The organism is Pseudomonas sp. Seg1 (assembly GCF_018326005.1).
Taxonomy (GTDB): domain Bacteria; phylum Pseudomonadota; class Gammaproteobacteria; order Pseudomonadales; family Pseudomonadaceae; genus Aquipseudomonas.
In genome coordinates this window covers 1,589,382-1,607,752 of record NZ_AP021903.1, presented here as the reverse complement: position 1 = coordinate 1,607,752, position 18,371 = coordinate 1,589,382, and the positions used below count along the sequence as shown (strand labels likewise).

Below are 18,371 nucleotides of genomic sequence, written 5' to 3'. Positions count from 1 at the left end.
TGGGGGTTGGTTAAAAGTTCATGCCGTAGGAGTTGGCCAGGGCGCGCAGACCACCGGCATAACCCTGACCAACGGCGCGGAATTTCCACTCGCCGTTGTGGCGATACAGTTCAGCGAACACCATCGCCGTTTCGGTCGAGGCGTCTTCAGCCAGGTCGTAGCGGACCACTTCGGCACTGGTCACGTCATTGACCACGCGGATGAACGAACCACCCACCTGACCAAAGCTCTGCTTGCGCGATTCGGCGTCATGGATGGTGACAACGAAAACCACCTTTTCCACGTCGGCCGGAACACGGCTCAGGTCGACCTTGATCACTTCGTCGTCGCCGTCGCCGGCACCGGTGCGGTTGTCACCGGTGTGCTCAACCGAACCGTCCAGGCTTTTCAGTTGGTTGTAGAAAATGAAGTCGGCTTCGCTGCGGACCTTGCCGTTCGCACCCAGCAGAAGAGCGCTCGCGTCCAGGTCAAACTCTGCGCCATCAGTGGCGCGCGGGTCCCAGCCCAGGCCAACCAGAATCTTGCTCAGGCTCGGGTCGGTTTTGGTCAGCGACAGGTTTGCACCCTTTTGAAGAGTCAGTGCCATGGGGTATTACTCCTTGTGGTGAAGACGATTACTCATTGGTTTTCGATCGGTGCTTCTTCTTCCTTTCCGGGGAAGATCAGACTGGCGACGACACCGATCGCCAATACAACCATTACGATCAGCAAACTGGTGTTCGCATCGATGGTGTAGCCGTGGTGGAACATGTGATCGGTTGCGTTCAAGCCCAGCTTGACGGCAATGAAGAACAGCAGCGCGATCACCGATTTTTCCAGGTGCACCAGATAGCGTTTCAGGGCTTCCAGGACGAAGTACATGGTCCGCAGGCCGAGAATGGCGAAGAGCATGGCCGAGTAAACGATCAGCGGCTCGCGGCTCACGGCGATGACTGCCGGTACGGAGTCGAAGGCAAACAGGATGTCGGAAACTTCTGCGACCACCAGGCAAAGGAACAGTGGCGTGGCGAAAATGGTGCCCTTCGCCGCCAGTGTCATGCCCTGGTTCTCGGGTTTCTTCAGTTCCACTTCGAGTTGCTTGCGCGACACGAAGAAGTTATGGCCGTGCAGCTTTGGCCATACCGGGAAGAGTTTTTGCGCAAAGCGGTAAGCCATGTGCTTGGAATAGTCTTCCTCTTCTTCGTCATCACCGCCGCTGCGCAGCATCATGATGGCTGTCCAGGCGACGATCACGGCGAACACGATCTCGACCCACGGGCCGAACGCCAGCAGACCGGTACCGATGGCAACGAAGATCCCACGGAACACGATGGCGCCGATGATGCCCCAGTACAGCACGCGGTGACGCATGCCATCAGGCACTTTGAACCAGGCAAAAATCGCCATGAATACAAAGAGGTTGTCGACGCTGAGGACTTTTTCCAGCGCATAACCGGTGACGAACAGGCTCGCGACATCCGGCCCGTGCTGGACATACAGAAAGCCTGCAAACGCCAGCGAGATCGCAATCCAGAAAATCGACCAGATCGAGGCTTTGGCCAGCGAAATGGGTTTGTCCCCACGGTGGGTGACCATGTCGAGCAGCAGCGCGCCCAGCGCGATACCGACGAACACCGCCATGGTCAGCGGGGGAAATCCAATGTGACTGTCCAAGGTACCGCTCCTTAAAGTTCGAAATCAGCCGGGTTCAATCCCAGCTCGAGGCAAATCAGACGGCATGCCGCTTTTTCTTTGTCGTCGAAGTTGCCATCCGACGCACCGATGGCACACGCGACACGCACCAGCAGGCGGCCGGCACCGGCATCGCCCTTGATCTTGCCGATAGCCTTGAGCGCTTCCGCCTGACCGATCTGAAAGTCGAACTCGAACTTTTCGCAGTGACCGTTGAAGGATTTGATGACGTCGGCCATGTTGAAAACCTTCAATTCCGACGAGTTATTGATAAACCCGGCCATTTTGGTTTTCTCGGCGGAAGAAATCTCACCGTCTGCAGCGGCGACGATTGCGCACGCGGCAGTCGTGGCCTCCATGAATTTCTGGTTTTTGAACTTGCTCACCTCAGTGGTCAGTTTGTCCCGCGCCAATGCAGCGTTTTCTTTAAGCCATGCAAGCATTTTGAGGTCCTCTCAAAGGGCGGGGCACCAAGCCCCGCCAAGGTAACTATTTAGAGCCGGCGCGCCAGTTCATGCCCCAGCCGTAGGCTTCGTCCATCGCCGAATGCCCGCGGTGGAAATCCACTCGCCGGGAAACCTTGACGGCACCGTTGACGTTTTCGAGCATTGCAATGGCGCACATGCCATGGCGACCGCCCTCTTCGTTGAGGCGAACCTCGATGTCTGGCTGATTCGGGATGTAAATGGTCACGACGCCGTCGGTCTCGCGCCAGTTCGGCGCGCCTTCGTAGATGAAGGCGAAAATCAGGATGCGGCGCACTTCTGCCCACTTGCCGCCATTGATGTGCATCCATTCGCCACCGGCCACGGAGCCGGTACGGTCGTCGCCCATCAACTGGATGTAAGGCGCATGCTTCAATTCGCCGAAGCAGTTGCCAAGGGCTTGCACCACACCCTTTTCACCGTCCTGCAACTCGTACAGGCAACCGACGTCCAGGTCGACCGAGGTGCTGCTGCGGAAGAAGCCGCCGGAGCTGCGCTTGTTCCAGTTCAGGTTGACCTTGATCTCACCGAAACCGGCCGCCGTCTTCTCCAGGCTGATGGAGCTGCGGGTTTTGTCGAGGGTGACCTTGCTCAGGCTGATCGACGATTTCGCTGCCGCAGGAGCCGCTGGCGGCACGGGGGCTGGGGCTGGAGCAGGTGTCGGCGCTGCTGCCGGAGCAGCCACATCCACACCGAAGTGCCTGGCCAACGGCTCAAGTCCACCGTTGAAACCCTGTCCGACGCAGCGGAATTTCCACTCGCCCTGACGACGATAAAACTCGCCGAGGATCAGCGCGGTTTCCTTCATGCCACTGGTCGGTATCTGCGCTTCGACGCCACCGGACACCACCACCGACAACTGCGAGACGCGCTCGAAACTGGCCTTGTTTTCGTAGATCGTGGCGGTCAGTGCGACCTTTTCCACGGCCGCTTCAAGTCGGCTCAGATCGACCGTGAACACCGCACGACCCGCCGAGGCGTCGGACAGGGTGACTGCCCCGCCCAATACGCTCGGTTGCCCGTAAAAGCACATGTCGCCATCGCCGCGAACCTTTGCCGTGGTTCCCAGAACAAAGGCCGAGACATCAATGTCAGCGCCAGGAATCGGCGAGTAATTGATGTCGACGCGAAGCAGGCCGCTGGCAACTGGCGCGTTGCCGCCCGGAGCAAGGGTCGCCATTAACGCAGCGCCTGAACGGCCAGGTTGACCAGATCGTCGGCGGTACGGCCATTGGTGGTCTGACCGATCGCGGTGAATTTCCAGCCATCGCTGTCGCGGGACAGGCTGGCCATGACGATGCCGGTGTGAGCGCCACGCTCGGACAGATTGAAGCGGGCCAGTTCGTTTTTGTTACTGGCGTTGACGATGCGGCAGTAGGCATTTTCGACTTTTTCGAAGTTCTGCCCGGTGAAGCTGTTCACGGTGAACACCAGGTGCTGGACGACGGCCGGCAGACGTTGCAGGTCAACGTGGATGGTTTCGTCGTCACCCGCACCTTCGCCGGTGCGGTTGTCGCCGGAATGCTGGATCGAGCCGTCCTGCGACTTGAGCTGGCGGAACCAGACGAGGTCGACCGGCTGCAGGCTGCCGTCGAGCAGGATGCACGAAGCGTCCAGGTCGATATCACCGCCATTGCCCATCAGCTTGCCGAGAAAGCCGGCCTTCACCGGGTCCCAACCCAGGCCGAGGCTGACGCTGGACAGCGCCGTACCAGCGGTTTTTTCCAGGGAAATGGACTGCTTTTTTTCTAGGGTAAGTGCCATCGTTACGCTCCTTGTTGGTCATCGGTGTTCATGGGGCGCTCGGATGTGCGCGCCTCATGCAGGTCGGCCTGCGCATCGCGCACGCCCGGATTTCTTCCATTGCTTACCCGCAGGCGTCCACGCCGCCATGACGGGTGAAAGTGCCGCCAGTGCGCATCTTCGGCCGCCGCGAGCAATTCGTGATCGCCGCGGGTATCGCCCCAGGCCCTGATCCGGTATTGCAGCAAACTGCCGTAAACCGCTTCCAGCCTGATGACTTTGTTCGCGCAGCGGCAGTTGTCGCCGGTGATGTGCCCGGTCAATACGCCGTCCACCACTTCCAGTTCCGTACCGATCAAGTTGATGCCCAGGCGCTCGGCGAAAGGCTGCAACACCAGTGCAGGCGAGGCGGAACACAACGTCACCACGGCACCGGACTTGAGTTCGGCCTCGATCGCCAGCAACCCTGACGGACGCATCAGGCGCGGCCAGGCCTGCGCGCAATAACTCGTGGCCTGCTGTTGCAGCCACTCAAGCTTCACACCGCTCAGAAACGTGCGTATCAACTGCGCCTTGAGTTCGTCACGGCTCATCCGCCGGGCGACGAATCGCAAGCTGGGCAGCGCCAGTCGAAGCAGGCGCCGATTGAACTCGCGCTTGCCGAACGCGAACTTCAGAAACGGCACGAAACTGTCGTGCCGGGTCAGCGTGCCGTCGAAATCGAACACGGCGAGGACTGGTCGCTGCGGCGCCCCGGCATTGTCGATCAGCTCTTTCATCCTGCGGCCTCCGCCAAGCGAATCGAGACTTCGCCGACACCGTTTTCCGCATGGCGGATACCGTGCCAGCGCGCGCGCTCAAGAATGTTCGTCGCCCACTTGTAGTGGGTGGCTGGCTCGCACATCGCGTCGTTGTGGCGGAATACCGCAGGGGCCACGTCACTAACGATCAGCTTGGCGCTGTTGAAGTCTTCGAGGCTGACGCGCAACGTGTCCTGGATGATTTCGATCTGGCTCGGGTGAATGGCGGTCTTGCCGACCAGGCCATGGGCGATATCGAATTCCAGTTCTTCCTTGAGCAACTGCGGCGACGCCAATTGTTCGAAAACCGGCGCGGTCAAGGCAAAGCCCAGCGAACCCATGACCCCCGCCAGCATCGGAATCACGTAGCCCATCGGCGTGCTATAGAGCGTGGTGGTCGGATTGCGGCGCAGACCGAGGCTGCCCATCAAGTCGTTGCCACCGATGCGCAGAGCGATGATTCGCTGGTCGAGGCTGGCCTTGAGGGCATGCCCCAGTTCGACCATCGCGCCGGGGTTGAAGACGTCCGTGGTTTCCAGCGTCGGCATCAGGAACAGCGCAGGGTTGGTCACGGCCTGCTCCCAGGCGCCCAGATTGGCCAGGGTCAGCTTCGGGATGACAAAACCGTCGACATGCGCCATCAGCGGCCAGTCATTGAGAACAGCGGCCATCTGTGAATCGCGCGGGCGCACGAACAGCAGCGGGCCGCCCTCTGGGCGACCACCGCGTTGCTCGATGACCGTCAACAAACCATGCAGGTTGGCTAGCGCCGTCTCGATATCAATGTCCGCGACCGCGTCTTCCAGGCACACCACCAGCGAACGCAGTTCCGGCAGCTTGGTGCGGAACACCACGTCCAACAGATCGGCGCGAGTTGCGGGCATGTAGAGCGTGGCCCCGAGGGCGTAAGGAGAAAGCATCTTCATCAGCCCAGACTCCGAATGATCGTCACTGCCCGATAAGGGCCCAACTGCGCGCCGACCTCTTCCACCGGTACACCGGCGGCTTCGGTCAGGTGCATGAGCAATTGCACGTCGCTGTCGTTGCGGTCGCGAATCAGCACATGGTGCGGGACGCGGCGCAACACTGCGCGGGTCGCCTCGGCGATGCCTGGCTTGACCCGATTGAGGTTGCTCACCTCGAAACGTGCTGCCAGTGCTGCAACGACGTGGGTGGCCGCCCCCTGAAGCTCGAGACGCTGTGCGTCGGTCCATGGCACGGCTTTCGGCACGATGCCCAACGTTTTACGGTGAGTTTCGATCTGCTCGATGAACGTCTGTGTCACATCGTGTTCGCGCAAGTGGTCGTAGACCACGCAGCCATGCAGTCCGCCGTTTTCAGGCCAGATCGAACGCGACACCAGGCCGGAGACAGTGGCGCCGAGAATCCCCGACGGAATCACCCAGTCTTCGGACGAAGCGGCCATCCAGGCGCGACCACAGGGGTCAGCCAGCACGACCAGTCGGGGAGATTTCGGGAAACGTGCATCTGCGCCAAGGCTGCGTTGAATTTCGCCGCTGATCGCGCCCTTGCCGGTCCAGCCATCGACGAAGACGATGTTTTCGGCCCCGTGGGTCTGGATGATGGCTTCCAGGGCGACCGTGTCGATGCCGCGATCACGGACGATGCTGATGCCGTAATGGAAGGCTTCGCGACCCATGTCGATGAGCGCGCGACGCAACAGCACACCCAGCGGCAGTCCGGCACGCACGAACGAAACCAGCACAATCGAAGCGCCGGTGCAGGCCTCGTTCAAGCCCAGAGCCAAGGCCTGCACATCCGCCGCCATGCGCGCGCCGTTCTGCGCCAGCACCCGATCGTACAGGGCCTTGTGCACATCACTCGGGGCACTTTCCAGACTGATCATTTCGGAATAGTGCTTCTGCTTCGTCTGAATCAGGCGCTCTTTTTCCTCGACGTCCGTCACGTCCATCTGCACCGCTTGCAGGAGGAAATGCACGTCTTCCGGCGCGTAGCTCGCACTGCCCACCGTCAGCAGTCTTGAGATCGCATCACTCATGGATCGAAGCCCCTGCCCGCTTGGCCAACTGGCTGCGCGTCGGGGTCGCCCACAGGTGGCACTCCTCCATGAACGCCAGGTCGGTGATGCTGTCGCCGAAGCCCAGCACAGGGCGTTCACCGTTGATTTCACGATCACGGCGCAACCATTCCTGAACCGCTGCCTGCTTCGACAGACCTTGCGGCAGGAACGCCAGATTGTTGCTGTTGCCATGAATGTGCAGGCCATCCAGCAAGCCTTGCGCCCGGACTTCAGCCAGCACCGCATCAAGAACGTCGTCACTGCTTTCGTTGTGTTTGGTCACCACGTAATGGCGCAAGCCCTGCTCTTCGACCACCCAGCCGCGCAGGGAAATGCCCAGTTGTTTGCCGATGGCCAGCGTCGCTTCACTCAACTCCGGCAGACGGCGCTGGTAGTTGGCGAGGAGGTCTTCCATGCGCGCCTGCCAGGCCTGGTCGAGCGTGCCGTCCGCGCCGAGGATCACACCGCCATGGGAGCAAATGGCACCGTGCTTAAAGGGCAACCGGACCCGGCTGAACGCTTCCACGCTGCGCGCCGTGACCGGGACGACATCGGTCGTCGCCAGCAGCCACTCGACCATCGATTTCTGCACCGGGCTCATGTAACCGTTGGGCTGACCGTCGACATCCAGGGTCGCTGTGTGGCGAGGTGTGCCCTCTTTCATCTTGCGTGCGGTTTGAAACAACGTGTCGTCGAGATCAACCAGCGTCAACGGACGGTTACTTGGCATCGACGATCACCTGCGCATTCAAGGTTTTCAACAGTTCGGCAGAGACTGCCTGCTGTGGGGTTTCCGAACAGATCAGCACCCGGTCGAACTGACCCGAACGCACGTTGTAGAGAAAATTTGGAATGCCCAGACCGTAGTTGTCGGCGAACGACAAGGCATGCTCGATCGCATGGCCCAGCGCAATCGGCGAGCGGCTGGTCGAACTGAAATGGACATCGGCGCCAGCACGTTCCAGACGTTCGGCGAGCAGGAATGGACGCCAGACAAACTCGCTGGTGCCCACCACCAGAATCCGCTCACCCGGTTGTACCTGAAGGCCTGGCGCCAGGGTGTCGGCGACAGCCCGCACGCCGAGGCGGCCCCAGTCATTTTCCGCGCTCACCGGCCAGTCACCGGCAGCAATGGTGCCCACCGCCGGCATGTCGGGCAAAGGCGCATCCGGGTCTTCATGGAATTGATACGAGCCCTGCAGCAGGGAAACCTGATGCGCGCAATCACCCAGCGCATCACGCACCGCGCCGCCGGACCAGTCCGTGAGTACACAGGTCACGACCTGTTCGAGTTTATCCAGACCGGCATCGACCAGCGCCCGATGCAGATTGATGAACGTCTTGCCCGTCGAGGCCTCGTCATCAACCAGCACCAATGAACGGGCGCTGAGCATCTGTTCACGCACTTGCGGATCGACCGGCAGGTGAATCAGATGCGCACTGGCGTGACTGTGTTCTTCTTCGAAACGGGCGAACAACTCGGTTCCGGTGGGGTGACGGGTGCTGACCATGTACACGGTATCGGGGCGAGTGGCGCTGTACGCACGGTGAACGCCGGCGCCGAGGCCGACTGCGGTTTCGGCCATGCCGATGACCAGCACAGGGCCTGGCAGGTCCGCCGGAATTTCGGCGGCCAGACTTTCAAAACTGGCGGCCATCACTGATGGCCGGACCGGAATATGCCGTCCGAGTACTTTCGACACGAACAGGAATGCCCGCTTCGGATTACGTCGTTCGGCAAAGCCGAACAGTGATTCGGGGGCAATGACAGCATCATCAACGTTGACGTCCAGACGTCCACGCATCAGTTGTGCGCTCAGCGCTTTCGTTGCTGTACCAGATTCCATTAACAATTCCTGACTTGGCGTGTGATCGAAGATCCAGCGCCTCTTCCGTGGGTTTCAATTCAAAAGTGAATCAGAGATTTGTGGCTTCCACCCGCCACATTGATGCTTGTGCTTCGCGAGCCAACTGCGCCGCTGTGAACGTCTGGCCAGACGCATTTATTTTTCCATCGACCCGACAGGCATCGAGGAACGAAACCAGCAGCGAGGCTTTCACCGCAAAATTCATGTTTTGCGCATCGGGTACCGAAGAGGTCACCAGGCCAATCACGGCACCGGAAAAATCGAATAGCGGACTACCGCTTGAGCCCGGCTGAATGGGCGCCGTGAACTGCAACAGACTGGCATCGTTGCGCAAACCGAACAGCGCCGACACACCACCCTGAGTGACGTGGACGCCGCCACCGGCGAAACCGGCCAGCGGAAAGCCCAACGCGACAATGTCTTCACCCAGATCGCAACCGAATCCGGACTTGAAGGCCACCGGTTTCAACGGCGGGCAGTCGATCACCCGTAAAAGAGCAATATCGTTGCGCCGATCGACCACCACGGGGTCGACACGATAGCGTCCGTCAAACGAGGCAATGTGAATCTCGCGCATGCCTTCAATGACGTGGGCACAAGTCATGACATGGGTAGGAGAAACGGCGAAAGCAGTGCCGGTGGCGCTGTCCGGGGCTCTGCCGGAGCCCGGCGCGTTCTGGCGTCCATTGGGGTGGGCTTCGTCGATATCGAGGCCGATGCGACGGCCGAGTGCCGCCAGCCCGTAGGCAGAACCTTCGGCCAGTGCGCGAAATTTCCACTGCTGATTGCGGCTGTAAAATTCGCCGATGATGATGGCGGATTCGCCGTTTTCGCGCAGATCCAGGGAGTACTCGATCTGGCCATCCACCTGCAGGCGCAGGTTCTTCAGCTCACTGACCGGGCCAACGGCGGAGAACGTGTAGACCACCAGCAACACACGGTCGCTGCCGGCCGGGATTTCATCCAGGTTCAGCTTGCAACCGACTTTTTGCTGATCGCCGACCCATTCCATCCACGCGCGCGGCGTCTGAAAAAGGGCGGCATCACCTTTCGGGCGGCGTTTTTCGTCAACCGGCAATATGGCAACGGCGGCGTACTCCCCGAAAGCCGAGGAGTTTCCACATTCCAGAGTCCATTCACTCCGGGCGTTTGATACTGCGGTGTTTGCGCCAGGCGCGAGCACCATCATTCCTTGAAAACTCCTTGTCTTGCTTCCTGCATGGGGCCGTATCGAACGACAAAAACGCGCAAATGGTAACAGATTCCATATGTCTATTTAACATCAGGATGATGCTAGCGCAGCCACGGTCACCCCTTTTAAACGCACGTTCGGCCGCCAAACGCCCGCAGGCTCAGGCAAACCCAGCCGACGAGTGGCAAAGATGCCGGGCAGGTTCAAACCCGCTTCCCGGGTGTAACCGATGCCCCCGGAGTAACGAGCGTTAATTTCCAGCAAATGCGGTTTACCGTCTGCATCGTCACGGGTCTGGACATTGACGATGCCATCGCATTGAAAGTGTTCGGCTGCCTTGAGCGCGAGTTCTACAGCGGCACCTTCACGCTCGAGCAACTGATACAGACCGGTCTTGCGACGGCCAACAAACGCAATCGGACGACCGGCTTCACAGACCATATCCACCGAACATTCGCTTCCCGCCATATAGGGCATCACTAGCATCGGTGGCGGCGGCGTATCAGCCGAGCGATAGGCATGCATATAAAGGTCGAAGTTGACCTCACGCTCGTCGGGGTTGGCGAAACAGCGGAAAGGGTCGGCACCTGCCTTGAAACGCCAGAACCCCTGGCCATAAATACCCACGGCCGGCTTGACGCACACTTCGCCCGATGCACTCAGCGTCTGATAAGCGGCGAGCATCTCTTCGGCATTGGCGGCGGTGATCGCCGGCACGCAGGCCAGCCCCGCTCGCTCTGCCTCAGCGGTGAATCGGCTCTTGTTATCGACCCGATCAAACGTATCCAAAGAGAGTGCGCCGGTAACCAGTACCAGGCCGGCCTCCTCGAAGCGCTGCCGAGCCTGTTCGAAGACGCTGCCAACGCGGCCCGCCAGGATGACTTTGATGTTGTGAGCCTGAGCGGTCGCAATGACCCAATCGATGCGTTCCTGATTGTCCGCAGGCTCCACAAAGCTGATGTCGGCGAACGAGGTGATTTCCGGGCGATCCCGTCGATGCGACGCATAAATCTTCACGTCGGCCGGCAGCGCCTCGCGCGCGCCGAGAATGATGTCGCGCTGACTGGACTGCCCTTCTAGAAACCAGATCACTATGTTTACCCTCCCTTGTCGTTACGCCGAATGCCGAAACATTTTCTGAGAACGTTCGTCTCACATCCGCCAATGGGTGCGGACAGTACCGTCTTCCACTGCAAACTCAAGGGGAACATTCGGCAGTGGATCTGGCGCTCGCGGAGCGTCATTAGTGCTTCCCGGGTTTATTCTCGGGTGGCCACAATAAACAGGCGCGGGAACGGCAACAGCACCGAGCCATCGGCCATTGCCGGGTAAGCCTTTTCGATTTCGGTCAGATACTGCTGCAGATACTGCGCCCGTTCGCTTTCAGTCAAAGGGCTCAGAAACGGAATCAACCCGCTGCCCTTGAACCACTCGACGACGCCCGCCGCACCGCCCGCCAACTGATGGTGATAGGTGGTGCGCCACACATCGACTCGCGCGCAGTGCGCACGCAACATCGAGAAGTATTCGCTGGCACTCGCCATGTCAGTGCGCTGCCCGGCGGCACCGGCGAGTTTGCTGGCCCACGGGTCGTTTGCGGCGACTTCGCGCATCAGCCGGTGGGAGGGTTCGTTGAGGTTGTCCGGCATCTGGATCGCCAGGCTCCCGCCTGACGCCAGTTTGCCCGCCAGCTTCGGCAACAGCGTCGCGTGGTCCGGCACCCACTGCAACACCGCATTGGCAAAGATCACATCGAACGGGCCTGCATCGGACCATTGATCAATCTCGGCCACATCGAACTGCAACAGCGGCAAGCGCTTGCGGGCGGCGTCGATCATGTCGGGCGAACTGTCGAGTCCGCTGACCTTCGCTCCGGGAAAACGCTGCACCAGCAACTCCGTCGAGTTGCCCGGACCGCAACCGATATCGACCACCGCTTGCGCCTGCGCCGCAGGAATGGCCGCCAGCAGATCGCGGGCCGGGCGAGTGCGTTCATCTTCAAAAGCGACGTACTGTTTGGCGGACCAACTCATTGCGTTCTCCTGTCGGGGCATTCAGCGGTTGGTCACGATACAGGCAGCGACGCGAGCAGTTCCAGAGCCACTCGTTGCAAAGCATTTCAGCTCGATCACTCACACCTCAAGGCCAATCATGACGAAACCAGTCGCAAGGCCGATTTCACATGGAATACCTCGGTAACAAACAGAATTTTCATAATGCCGTCAGTGTCTGAATTTCAAGCACTCCGCCAATAAGGAACACGGCCATGAAATTCGCGAAGATTTCCCAGAAGCTCGCCCTGTGGGCCGGCAGCCCCAAGACCTTCATGGGGGCGCTGATCCTGATTGGGTTATGGGCATTGACCGGGCCGATTTTTGATTACAACGACACCTGGCAACTGATCATCAATACCTCTACGACGATCATCACGTTCCTGATGGTGTTCCTGATTCAGAACACGCAGAACCGCGATACCGACATTCTGCACTTGAAGATCGATGAGTTGCTGCTGGTAACCAAGGAGGCGCAGAACGCAATGCTGGGGCTGGAAGCGTTGGATTTGAAGCAACTTGAAGCGTTGCGCAAGCACTACCGTACGCTGGGTGAAGGGGAGGTGTTCAACCTTGAAGGTTTGGGCGAGAAGAGCAAGCCGAAGCAGGATTTGAATGATTGCTGAATCGTCTTTGTGGCGAGGGAGCAAGCTCCCCCGCCACAGGATTCTTGTAAGACTTGAGATTAGCGGCTGGCTTGCAGCGCTCTGGCCATCTCCAAATGATTTTGCAGTTTAGGCAACGTCTCATCAGCGAAAGCCTTGATCTCCGGGACATCGGTGGTCTGCGCTTCTTGCTGGATCTGCTGAATGGCTTCTTCAGTGGCTTTGACTTGGCTGGCGGCGTAGGCCTGGTCGAAGGTTGCGCCGTCTTTCACTTCAGGGATCATCTCCTTGGCCTTGTCCGCCATCTCGTCACGCGGTGCGACGGGCAAGTCGAGCTTTTTGGCGATTTTCGCCAAATGCTGATTGGCCGTGGTGCGGTCGTTGATGACGACGATGGTGTAGTCCTTGACCTCTTTGGATTCGGTCTTCTGATGCGCCAGACGGCTGGCTTCGATGTCAGCCATGCCTTTGGCTGATGCATCGTTGATAAATTCGGCTGGCGACTGGGCAAAAGCGCTGCTGGCGAACAGTCCCAGAACAGTGACAAAACTCAAACGACGTACTTGGGTGGCCATCCGGCTCATGGTCGCGCCCTCCTTCTCTCAAAATTCAAGCGGGAGCTTGCGCCCCCGCCTCTCAATCAAAACAACCTTCACCGACTACTTCGATTTCTGAGCGGGCTTGCGGCCCATGTCTGTTTTCGCAGGCTCTTTATCGACCGTCGTTGTGGTGGTTTTCCCACCTTTGCGACCGGCTTCAGACGCCTTCGTTCGATCGTTGGCGAAGTTTCCCGAGTTCGAGTTTCTTGAATTAGGCATGATTCTCTACCTCTTGGTATTGATCGTGGCGAGCAGGTGCCCGCCTAGATTGAGAATTTTCTGGCTGGCAAAGGTTTAGAAAAGTTGCCCGCGTCGCGACGAACGGTGAACCCGCATCAGCCATTGAGCTCGCGATGGTTCTGGCGCTTGGCGGCATACATCGCCTGATCGGCATGGCGAAACAATTGATGTTCCTCGCAACCATGCTCGGGATAGCGGGCGACACCGATACTCGGTTCAATCTGCAGGTTGTGGCCATCCAGGCGCATGGGTTGCACCAGCACTTGGCGGATTTTTTGCGCGACGCTGTCGGCATCTTCCACCGCTTGCACGCTGTGCAACAACACGACGAACTCATCACCACCGATCCGCGCGACCGTATCGGTCTCGCGCACGCAGCCCTTGAGGCGGTTGGCCACGGTTTGCAGGAGCATGTCGCCTACCGCATGGCCGAAGGTGTCGTTGACCTGCTTGAAGCGATCCAGGTCGACATACAACAGCGCCATGTGCCCGGAGTGCTCGCGGGCGCTGGCCAATGCAGCCTTCAGACGGTCACGGAGCAGCTCACGATTGGGCAGTTGAGTCAGTTGATCGTATTGCGCCATGCGCCGCAGTCGCGCGTGCAATTGCTGACGCTCGATGGCGGTAGCGACCTGGGCGCAGACGTATTGCAGCAGTTCCTTGTCCTGTTCGGTGTAGCGCTCGCCGCCGGGCAGGCTTTTGACGATCAACGCGCCGATGGTGCCGTTTTTCGAGCTCAGCGGGACGCCGAGCCAGCACGGTGAATTCTGTTCGGCCACCAATGCAGCAAAATCGGGCGGGGAATCGGCGCTGTCCGGCGTCAGAAGAATCGGCTGACCACTACGGATCACTTGCGTACACAGACGCCCGGTGATCGTCCCGGGTTGCTCGGGCTGCAATTCGTGATCGTCAACGTGATAGGGAAAGTTCAGCTGTGCACAGTGTTCGTCGTAGAGCGCCACCGAGAAATTCATCGCCGGCAGCCACTCGCCGATGATCAGGTGGATACGTTTGAACAACGCCAGCAAATCTTCCGCCACATGCGCCGCCTCGGAAATCGCATACAGCGCCGCTTGCCGCGATTCGGCCTGCTTGCGTTCGGTAATGTCGCGGGCCACGGCGATGCGTAATTGATCCACTTCCGACCAGCGCGCCGACCAGAGAATGTGAGCGACGCCGCCGTCCTTGCGCACGTAGCGGTTCTCGAAATTGAGCTTGGGCTCGCCACCCATGATCTCGCTGGCGGCAGCGAGGGTGCGCTGGCGATCCGCAGGGTGCACCAGCTCGATCATTTGCCGGCCGATCAATTCCTCAGGCGTGTAGCCGAGTATGCGCTCGCAGGCGGCACTGACAAAAACGAAGCGACCCTGCTTGTCCACCGCGCAAACGGCGTCCAGCAACAGGTCGATAAAACTCGCCAACGGCGCGGAATTTCGGCTTTCCATGGTTCAGCACAGGTGTCCGGGCAATGCAGCACTGATCAACCATCCTTGACCGTTCGATCCCGCATCCCTGCACGCAAAATCAAGCCTTGTTCGGCATCAGCCCCGGCAGCGCATGTAGCAGCGCATTGACGGCGAAACCGATGAACATCACGCCGCACAACCGGGTGATCAGCAGTTCATGGCGCTGATAAATCGTGCGCACCCGCTGCGCGCCGACAACGCCAATGAGGATAGCGTAAGCCAGCAATCCGCCGAGGAAACTCAGGGCGATCAGCGCTGGCAGCATCGACCAGTTGAGCAGTTCGGCGCGGCTCGACAGCAGCGCTGTGAACGTCGCCACCGCCACCGGATAGGCCTTGGGGTTGGTCAGACCGAACAGGATGCCGTGCCAGAACGGATTGCGCGCCGCGCCTTGCGGCTGGTCATCGCTGCGTCGTTGCGCGCGCACCGCACGCCAGCCCAGCCAGAACAGGTACAAGCCGCTGAGTACGCCGAGCACATCGAACGCAGTGCTGCCGATTTCCCGTGCACCGACAATCGCGATCAACGCGGTGCTGCACCAGACCACGTCGCCGAGCAGGTGCCCACAGAGAAACCCTGCCCCGGCCCGTCGCCCGTGGGCCGCGCCGATGCCGAATACCGCCAGCACACCCGGCCCCGGCGTAATGCCGTAAATGAAACCCGAGGCCAGAACGGCCATTAGTAACGATGGGGTCATGGAATACCTGCAAGCGCCAGAACACGTGGCCGCCAGTCTATATCAGCAAAATGTGTCAGATCACGGCGCGTCGTAAATACGCATGCCGGCGTACGGTTTCAGTCGACATGCCGCCAGCCGCGAAGCCAGTCCACCGACGTGGGCTTCGAGCTTGTGGCCATCGGGATCGAGAAAGTAGAACGACGCACCTTCGCTGCGGTTATCCCGCCATTCCTGCACGTTGGCCGCTTTTAGTGTCTCGACGAACAGCGGAAAATCCGCCGCATTCAGGCTGAAAGCGTAATGGGTGTAGTCGGCGGACGCCTCGGCGTTACGTTTCGGGTCAAGCGACAGGCACAGCCACAACCCGGGCAGCGATAGATAGGCACCGGCATCCCACGTCGCGTCGACGCGCAATCGCAGCACGTCGCGATAGAACGCCAGGCTGCGATTCAGATCAGTGACGGCCAGGGTCAGGTGGTTGAGGCCGGTGAGCATCGGATCAGTAACCTCTGAGGTCTTCAGGGACGACGTATTGCTGGCCGTCGTAAGTCAGGGTGATCTGGGTTTTCTTCAGGTCGGTGGTTTTCGAAACACACTGATCGCCCGACTGGGTGTTTTTCATCTTGCTGCCGCTGGTGGTGATGATCAGATCGGCGAGGCCGTGATGACTGGTGGTACCGATTTCGAGCGTCCTGCGGGTTTTCTTCATGTAGCCCGCGCAACCGCTCATGAACTCACCGTGGTTCTTGTAGACCACCAAGCCTTCCAGTACCGGGCGCAGCTCATTGCCTTCGCGGACATACAGCGCCAGATCGGTTTTCTCGTAGGGAATCGCGCTGGAACTGTGCCCGAACATTGAACGCAGGCCAAACGCGCGGATGTCCGGCGCCAGTCGATAGCGGCCGGTGTCGATGCGCAGATCGTCAAAGCGAATGGCATCAGAGTTGTACGCGCCTGGTTTACGGTAAGTGGCGATGGTTTTTGCGTCGCTGGCATTGACGATCGCCAGATCCAGATCGAGCACCCCGGCATCGTCGCCGCCGGAGTCGGCAAGGTACGTGGTCTTGACTGAGATCGCCTGATTCGGGAAGGCCGGCCAGACGACGCAACGTGACATTGATTGGCCGTCATAGGCCTTGGTGGTACAGGCGCCTTGGGCTTGGGCGGTGATGGCCAGAAAACCGAGAGCAATAAGGAGTCTGGTTGGGCTGAACATTGTTCTTCCTTGATAAAAGTCGAGTGTGGCGGGCTGGTTACAGGCCTTGGACATCGTTAGGCAAAACGTAAGATTTGCCGTCGTAGCGCAGCGTGGTCAGTTCGGGCTTGTAATGGGTGGTCTTGATTTCACAGGTGTCCGGTGGCCCTTCTCCGGTGAGCCCGGTGGTGACCGATTTGAGGATCAGGTCGGCAAATCCGTGAGAGCTGGTTTTGCCCATCTCAATCGTGCGAACCGTAGTCCCGCGATCGCCCGCACAGTTGCCATCCCACTCGCCACTGAAGCGGTAAACCACCAGACGATCCAGCACCGGACGCAATTTGCCGCCCTCTTTCACATAGAGCGAGAGTACGGTTTCATTCAACGGATTGACGCTTGAAGAGCCTTTGAAAATCGCCCGTACACCAAAAGCACGCAGGGTCGGTGTGAGCTTGTAGCGCGCGGTGTCGAGTTCCACGCTCTCCATTTCGATGGCATCCGTGGAAAACGCAGAGGGTTGATGCCAGGTGGCGAGCGATGTCGAATCGTCTGCTGACAACACCGATAAATCCAAATCGTAGGTGCCGATTTTTTCGCCTTTGGCGTACACCGGATCCGCTACAAATTTTGATACCGCGGTGATCGTCAGGGGCGGATCGACAGGCCAATCCTTGCACACAGAAAAGTCCCACTGCCCCGTCACCGCTGGCGGCGTGCAATCGGCAAACGCCTGCCCCGCCAGCAGCCACCCACCCAGCGCCACGCACCGGATCAATCCAGACTTCACTGTCACATCCCGCTCCTTGATGACTTTTCAGCCGCGCACTATCCCCTCCTCGATCCTGCGATTCAACCAGTTCAACGCCTGATCCCCACCCCGGCGCTTATGCCACGCCAACACAAACGTGAACGGCGGTATCTCGAACGGCGGTGGCACGACGATCAATTCGCGCTGATCAATCTCCCGCAGCCCCCGCGATGACACCGTGAGAATCAGGTCTGTGCCGCTGATGAACTGCGGCGCGACGTTCCAGTGCGGCAGGCTGATGGCAACGCGGCGGCGTTCGCGCAAAGCGGTCAGCGCCCGTTCGATTTCCGGCGTACCGCTGCCGCGCATTTCCAGCAGCACGTGCGGGCGCGACAGGTAGGTCGGCAGATCAAGAACACCGTCGGCGGGCAATGTCTGACGGTCGAGCAGGCACACGTAGCGCTCTTCGAACAGCAGCGTACTGCGCAGTTCATTGGGCATTTCCGGGAACACCCCGGCGGCGACGTCGATATCGCCGTTGAGCACGCCTTCAAGCATGCCTTCGCGGCTGGCGTGGCTGATCTGCAAATCGATGCCCGGCGCTTCGCGGCGCAAGGTGCGGATCAGCGCGGGCAGGATAATCGCCGCGCCATAGTCCGACATCGCCACGCGAAAAGTACGGCGGGCACTGGCCGGATCGAAAGTGTTAGGCGCCAGCAACGATTGCACCTGGGCCAGCGCTTCGGCCAGTGGCGCGACCAGTTCCAACGCCCGCGCAGTGGGCGCCAGACTGGAACCGGCGCGCACCAGCAACGGGTCGCCGAGCAGGTCGCGCAAGCGCGCCAACGCATGACTGACTGCCGGTTGGCTCAGGTGCAGGCGCTCGGCTGCGCGGGTGACATGTTGCTCACTGAGCAAAGCGTCGAGGATCACCAGCAGATTGAGATCGATACGGCGCAGATCATTCATTTGATGCATGTTCTGGATG

22 protein-coding genes are annotated in these 18,371 nt (G+C 59.8%); 1 reads left to right on the top strand and 21 read right to left on the bottom strand.

Going from position 1 to position 18,371, the window contains the following annotated elements:
• Positions 1–10: 10 nt before the first annotated feature.
• The 13 genes from KI231_RS07080 to tam form a co-directional block, all read right to left on the bottom strand.
• Complete coding sequence (locus tag KI231_RS07080) at positions 11–586, bottom strand: TerD family protein (RefSeq protein ID WP_103305570.1); 576 nt, start codon at positions 584–586, stop codon at positions 11–13.
• A 32-nt stretch (positions 587–618) separates the two neighbouring features.
• A complete protein-coding gene (locus tag KI231_RS07075) occupies positions 619–1,620 on the bottom strand; it encodes a TerC/Alx family metal homeostasis membrane protein (protein ID WP_103305637.1) in 1,002 nt (333 codons plus the stop codon).
• A 44-nt stretch (positions 1,621–1,664) separates the two neighbouring features.
• Positions 1,665–2,114 carry a tellurite resistance TerB family protein gene (locus KI231_RS07070; protein WP_103305569.1) on the bottom strand — a complete coding sequence of 150 codons (450 nt, stop codon included), beginning with the start codon at positions 2,112–2,114 and terminating at the stop codon, positions 1,665–1,667.
• Positions 2,115–2,160: 46 nt separating this feature from the next.
• Positions 2,161–3,336, bottom strand: a complete 1,176-nt coding sequence (locus KI231_RS07065) for a TerD family protein (protein ID WP_213027822.1) — start codon at positions 3,334–3,336, stop codon at positions 2,161–2,163.
• A complete protein-coding gene (locus tag KI231_RS07060; protein WP_213027821.1) occupies positions 3,336–3,920 on the bottom strand; it encodes a TerD family protein in 585 nt (194 codons plus the stop codon). Before KI231_RS07060 ends, KI231_RS07065 begins: the two co-directional genes overlap by 1 nt.
• Before the next feature lie 2 nt (positions 3,921–3,922).
• Complete coding sequence (locus tag KI231_RS07055; protein ID WP_213027820.1) at positions 3,923–4,678, bottom strand: HAD family hydrolase; 756 nt, start codon at positions 4,676–4,678, stop codon at positions 3,923–3,925.
• Positions 4,675–5,625: an HpcH/HpaI aldolase/citrate lyase family protein gene (locus KI231_RS07050; protein WP_103305565.1), complete on the bottom strand. Its 951-nt coding sequence runs from the start codon at positions 5,623–5,625 to the stop codon at positions 4,675–4,677. The genes KI231_RS07055 and KI231_RS07050 overlap by 4 nt, the downstream gene beginning before the upstream one ends.
• Entirely contained in the window at positions 5,625–6,719 is a 1,095-nt protein-coding gene (locus tag KI231_RS07045; RefSeq protein WP_213027819.1) for a cysteine protease StiP family protein, read from the bottom strand. Before KI231_RS07045 ends, KI231_RS07050 begins: the two co-directional genes overlap by 1 nt.
• Positions 6,712–7,470 carry a trehalose phosphatase gene (locus tag KI231_RS07040; RefSeq protein WP_213027818.1) on the bottom strand — a complete coding sequence of 253 codons (759 nt, stop codon included), beginning with the start codon at positions 7,468–7,470 and terminating at the stop codon, positions 6,712–6,714. The genes KI231_RS07045 and KI231_RS07040 overlap by 8 nt, the downstream gene beginning before the upstream one ends.
• Positions 7,460–8,587 (bottom strand): phosphoribosyltransferase domain-containing protein, encoded by a 1,128-nt coding sequence (locus KI231_RS07035; protein WP_213027817.1) that lies wholly within the window; start codon positions 8,585–8,587, stop codon positions 7,460–7,462. The genes KI231_RS07040 and KI231_RS07035 overlap by 11 nt, the downstream gene beginning before the upstream one ends.
• Positions 8,588–8,657: 70 nt before the next feature.
• The gene (locus KI231_RS07030; protein ID WP_103305561.1) at positions 8,658–9,797 is read right to left on the bottom strand and encodes a trypsin-like peptidase domain-containing protein; all 1,140 of its coding nucleotides are present in this window, start codon (positions 9,795–9,797) and stop codon (positions 8,658–8,660) included.
• 93 nt (positions 9,798–9,890) lie between these two features.
• Positions 9,891–10,892 carry an ATP-grasp domain-containing protein gene (locus KI231_RS07025; protein WP_213027816.1) on the bottom strand — a complete coding sequence of 334 codons (1,002 nt, stop codon included), beginning with the start codon at positions 10,890–10,892 and terminating at the stop codon, positions 9,891–9,893.
• 167 nt (positions 10,893–11,059) lie between these two features.
• Positions 11,060–11,833 (bottom strand): trans-aconitate 2-methyltransferase, encoded by a 774-nt coding sequence (gene tam / locus KI231_RS07020; RefSeq protein WP_213027815.1) that lies wholly within the window; start codon positions 11,831–11,833, stop codon positions 11,060–11,062.
• A 233-nt stretch (positions 11,834–12,066) separates the two neighbouring features.
• Here tam and KI231_RS07015 point away from each other — a divergent pair, with 233 nt between their 5' ends.
• The gene (locus tag KI231_RS07015; RefSeq protein ID WP_103305557.1) at positions 12,067–12,477 is read left to right on the top strand and encodes a low affinity iron permease family protein; all 411 of its coding nucleotides are present in this window, start codon (positions 12,067–12,069) and stop codon (positions 12,475–12,477) included.
• A 59-nt stretch (positions 12,478–12,536) separates the two neighbouring features.
• Here KI231_RS07015 and KI231_RS07010 read toward each other — a convergent pair whose 3' ends face one another.
• The 8 genes from KI231_RS07010 to KI231_RS06975 all read right to left on the bottom strand — a co-directional run bounded on the left by KI231_RS07010 (position 12,537) and on the right by KI231_RS06975 (position 18,361).
• Positions 12,537–13,040 (bottom strand): DUF4142 domain-containing protein, encoded by a 504-nt coding sequence (locus KI231_RS07010; RefSeq protein ID WP_103305556.1) that lies wholly within the window; start codon positions 13,038–13,040, stop codon positions 12,537–12,539.
• Between the two features lie 75 nt (positions 13,041–13,115).
• A complete protein-coding gene (locus tag KI231_RS07005; protein WP_081500477.1) occupies positions 13,116–13,274 on the bottom strand; it encodes a KGG domain-containing protein in 159 nt (52 codons plus the stop codon).
• Between the two features lie 116 nt (positions 13,275–13,390).
• Entirely contained in the window at positions 13,391–14,740 is a 1,350-nt protein-coding gene (locus KI231_RS07000) for a GGDEF domain-containing protein (protein ID WP_213027814.1), read from the bottom strand.
• 79 nt (positions 14,741–14,819) lie between these two features.
• Positions 14,820–15,458, bottom strand: coding sequence for a LysE family translocator (locus KI231_RS06995; protein ID WP_213027813.1), 639 nt, complete (start codon positions 15,456–15,458; stop codon positions 14,820–14,822).
• A gap of 60 nt (positions 15,459–15,518) precedes the next feature.
• Positions 15,519–15,935, bottom strand: coding sequence for a fosfomycin resistance glutathione transferase (gene fos / locus KI231_RS06990; protein WP_213027812.1), 417 nt, complete (start codon positions 15,933–15,935; stop codon positions 15,519–15,521).
• A 4-nt stretch (positions 15,936–15,939) separates the two neighbouring features.
• On the bottom strand, positions 15,940–16,656 hold the full coding sequence (locus tag KI231_RS06985) for a PA3715 family protein (RefSeq protein ID WP_103305552.1): 717 nt from the start codon (positions 16,654–16,656) through the stop codon (positions 15,940–15,942).
• 37 nt (positions 16,657–16,693) lie between these two features.
• On the bottom strand, positions 16,694–17,428 hold the full coding sequence (locus KI231_RS06980; RefSeq protein ID WP_213027811.1) for a PA3715 family protein: 735 nt from the start codon (positions 17,426–17,428) through the stop codon (positions 16,694–16,696).
• A gap of 21 nt (positions 17,429–17,449) precedes the next feature.
• Complete coding sequence (locus tag KI231_RS06975; RefSeq protein ID WP_213027810.1) at positions 17,450–18,361, bottom strand: LysR substrate-binding domain-containing protein; 912 nt, start codon at positions 18,359–18,361, stop codon at positions 17,450–17,452.
• Positions 18,362–18,371: the final 10 nt, after the last annotated feature.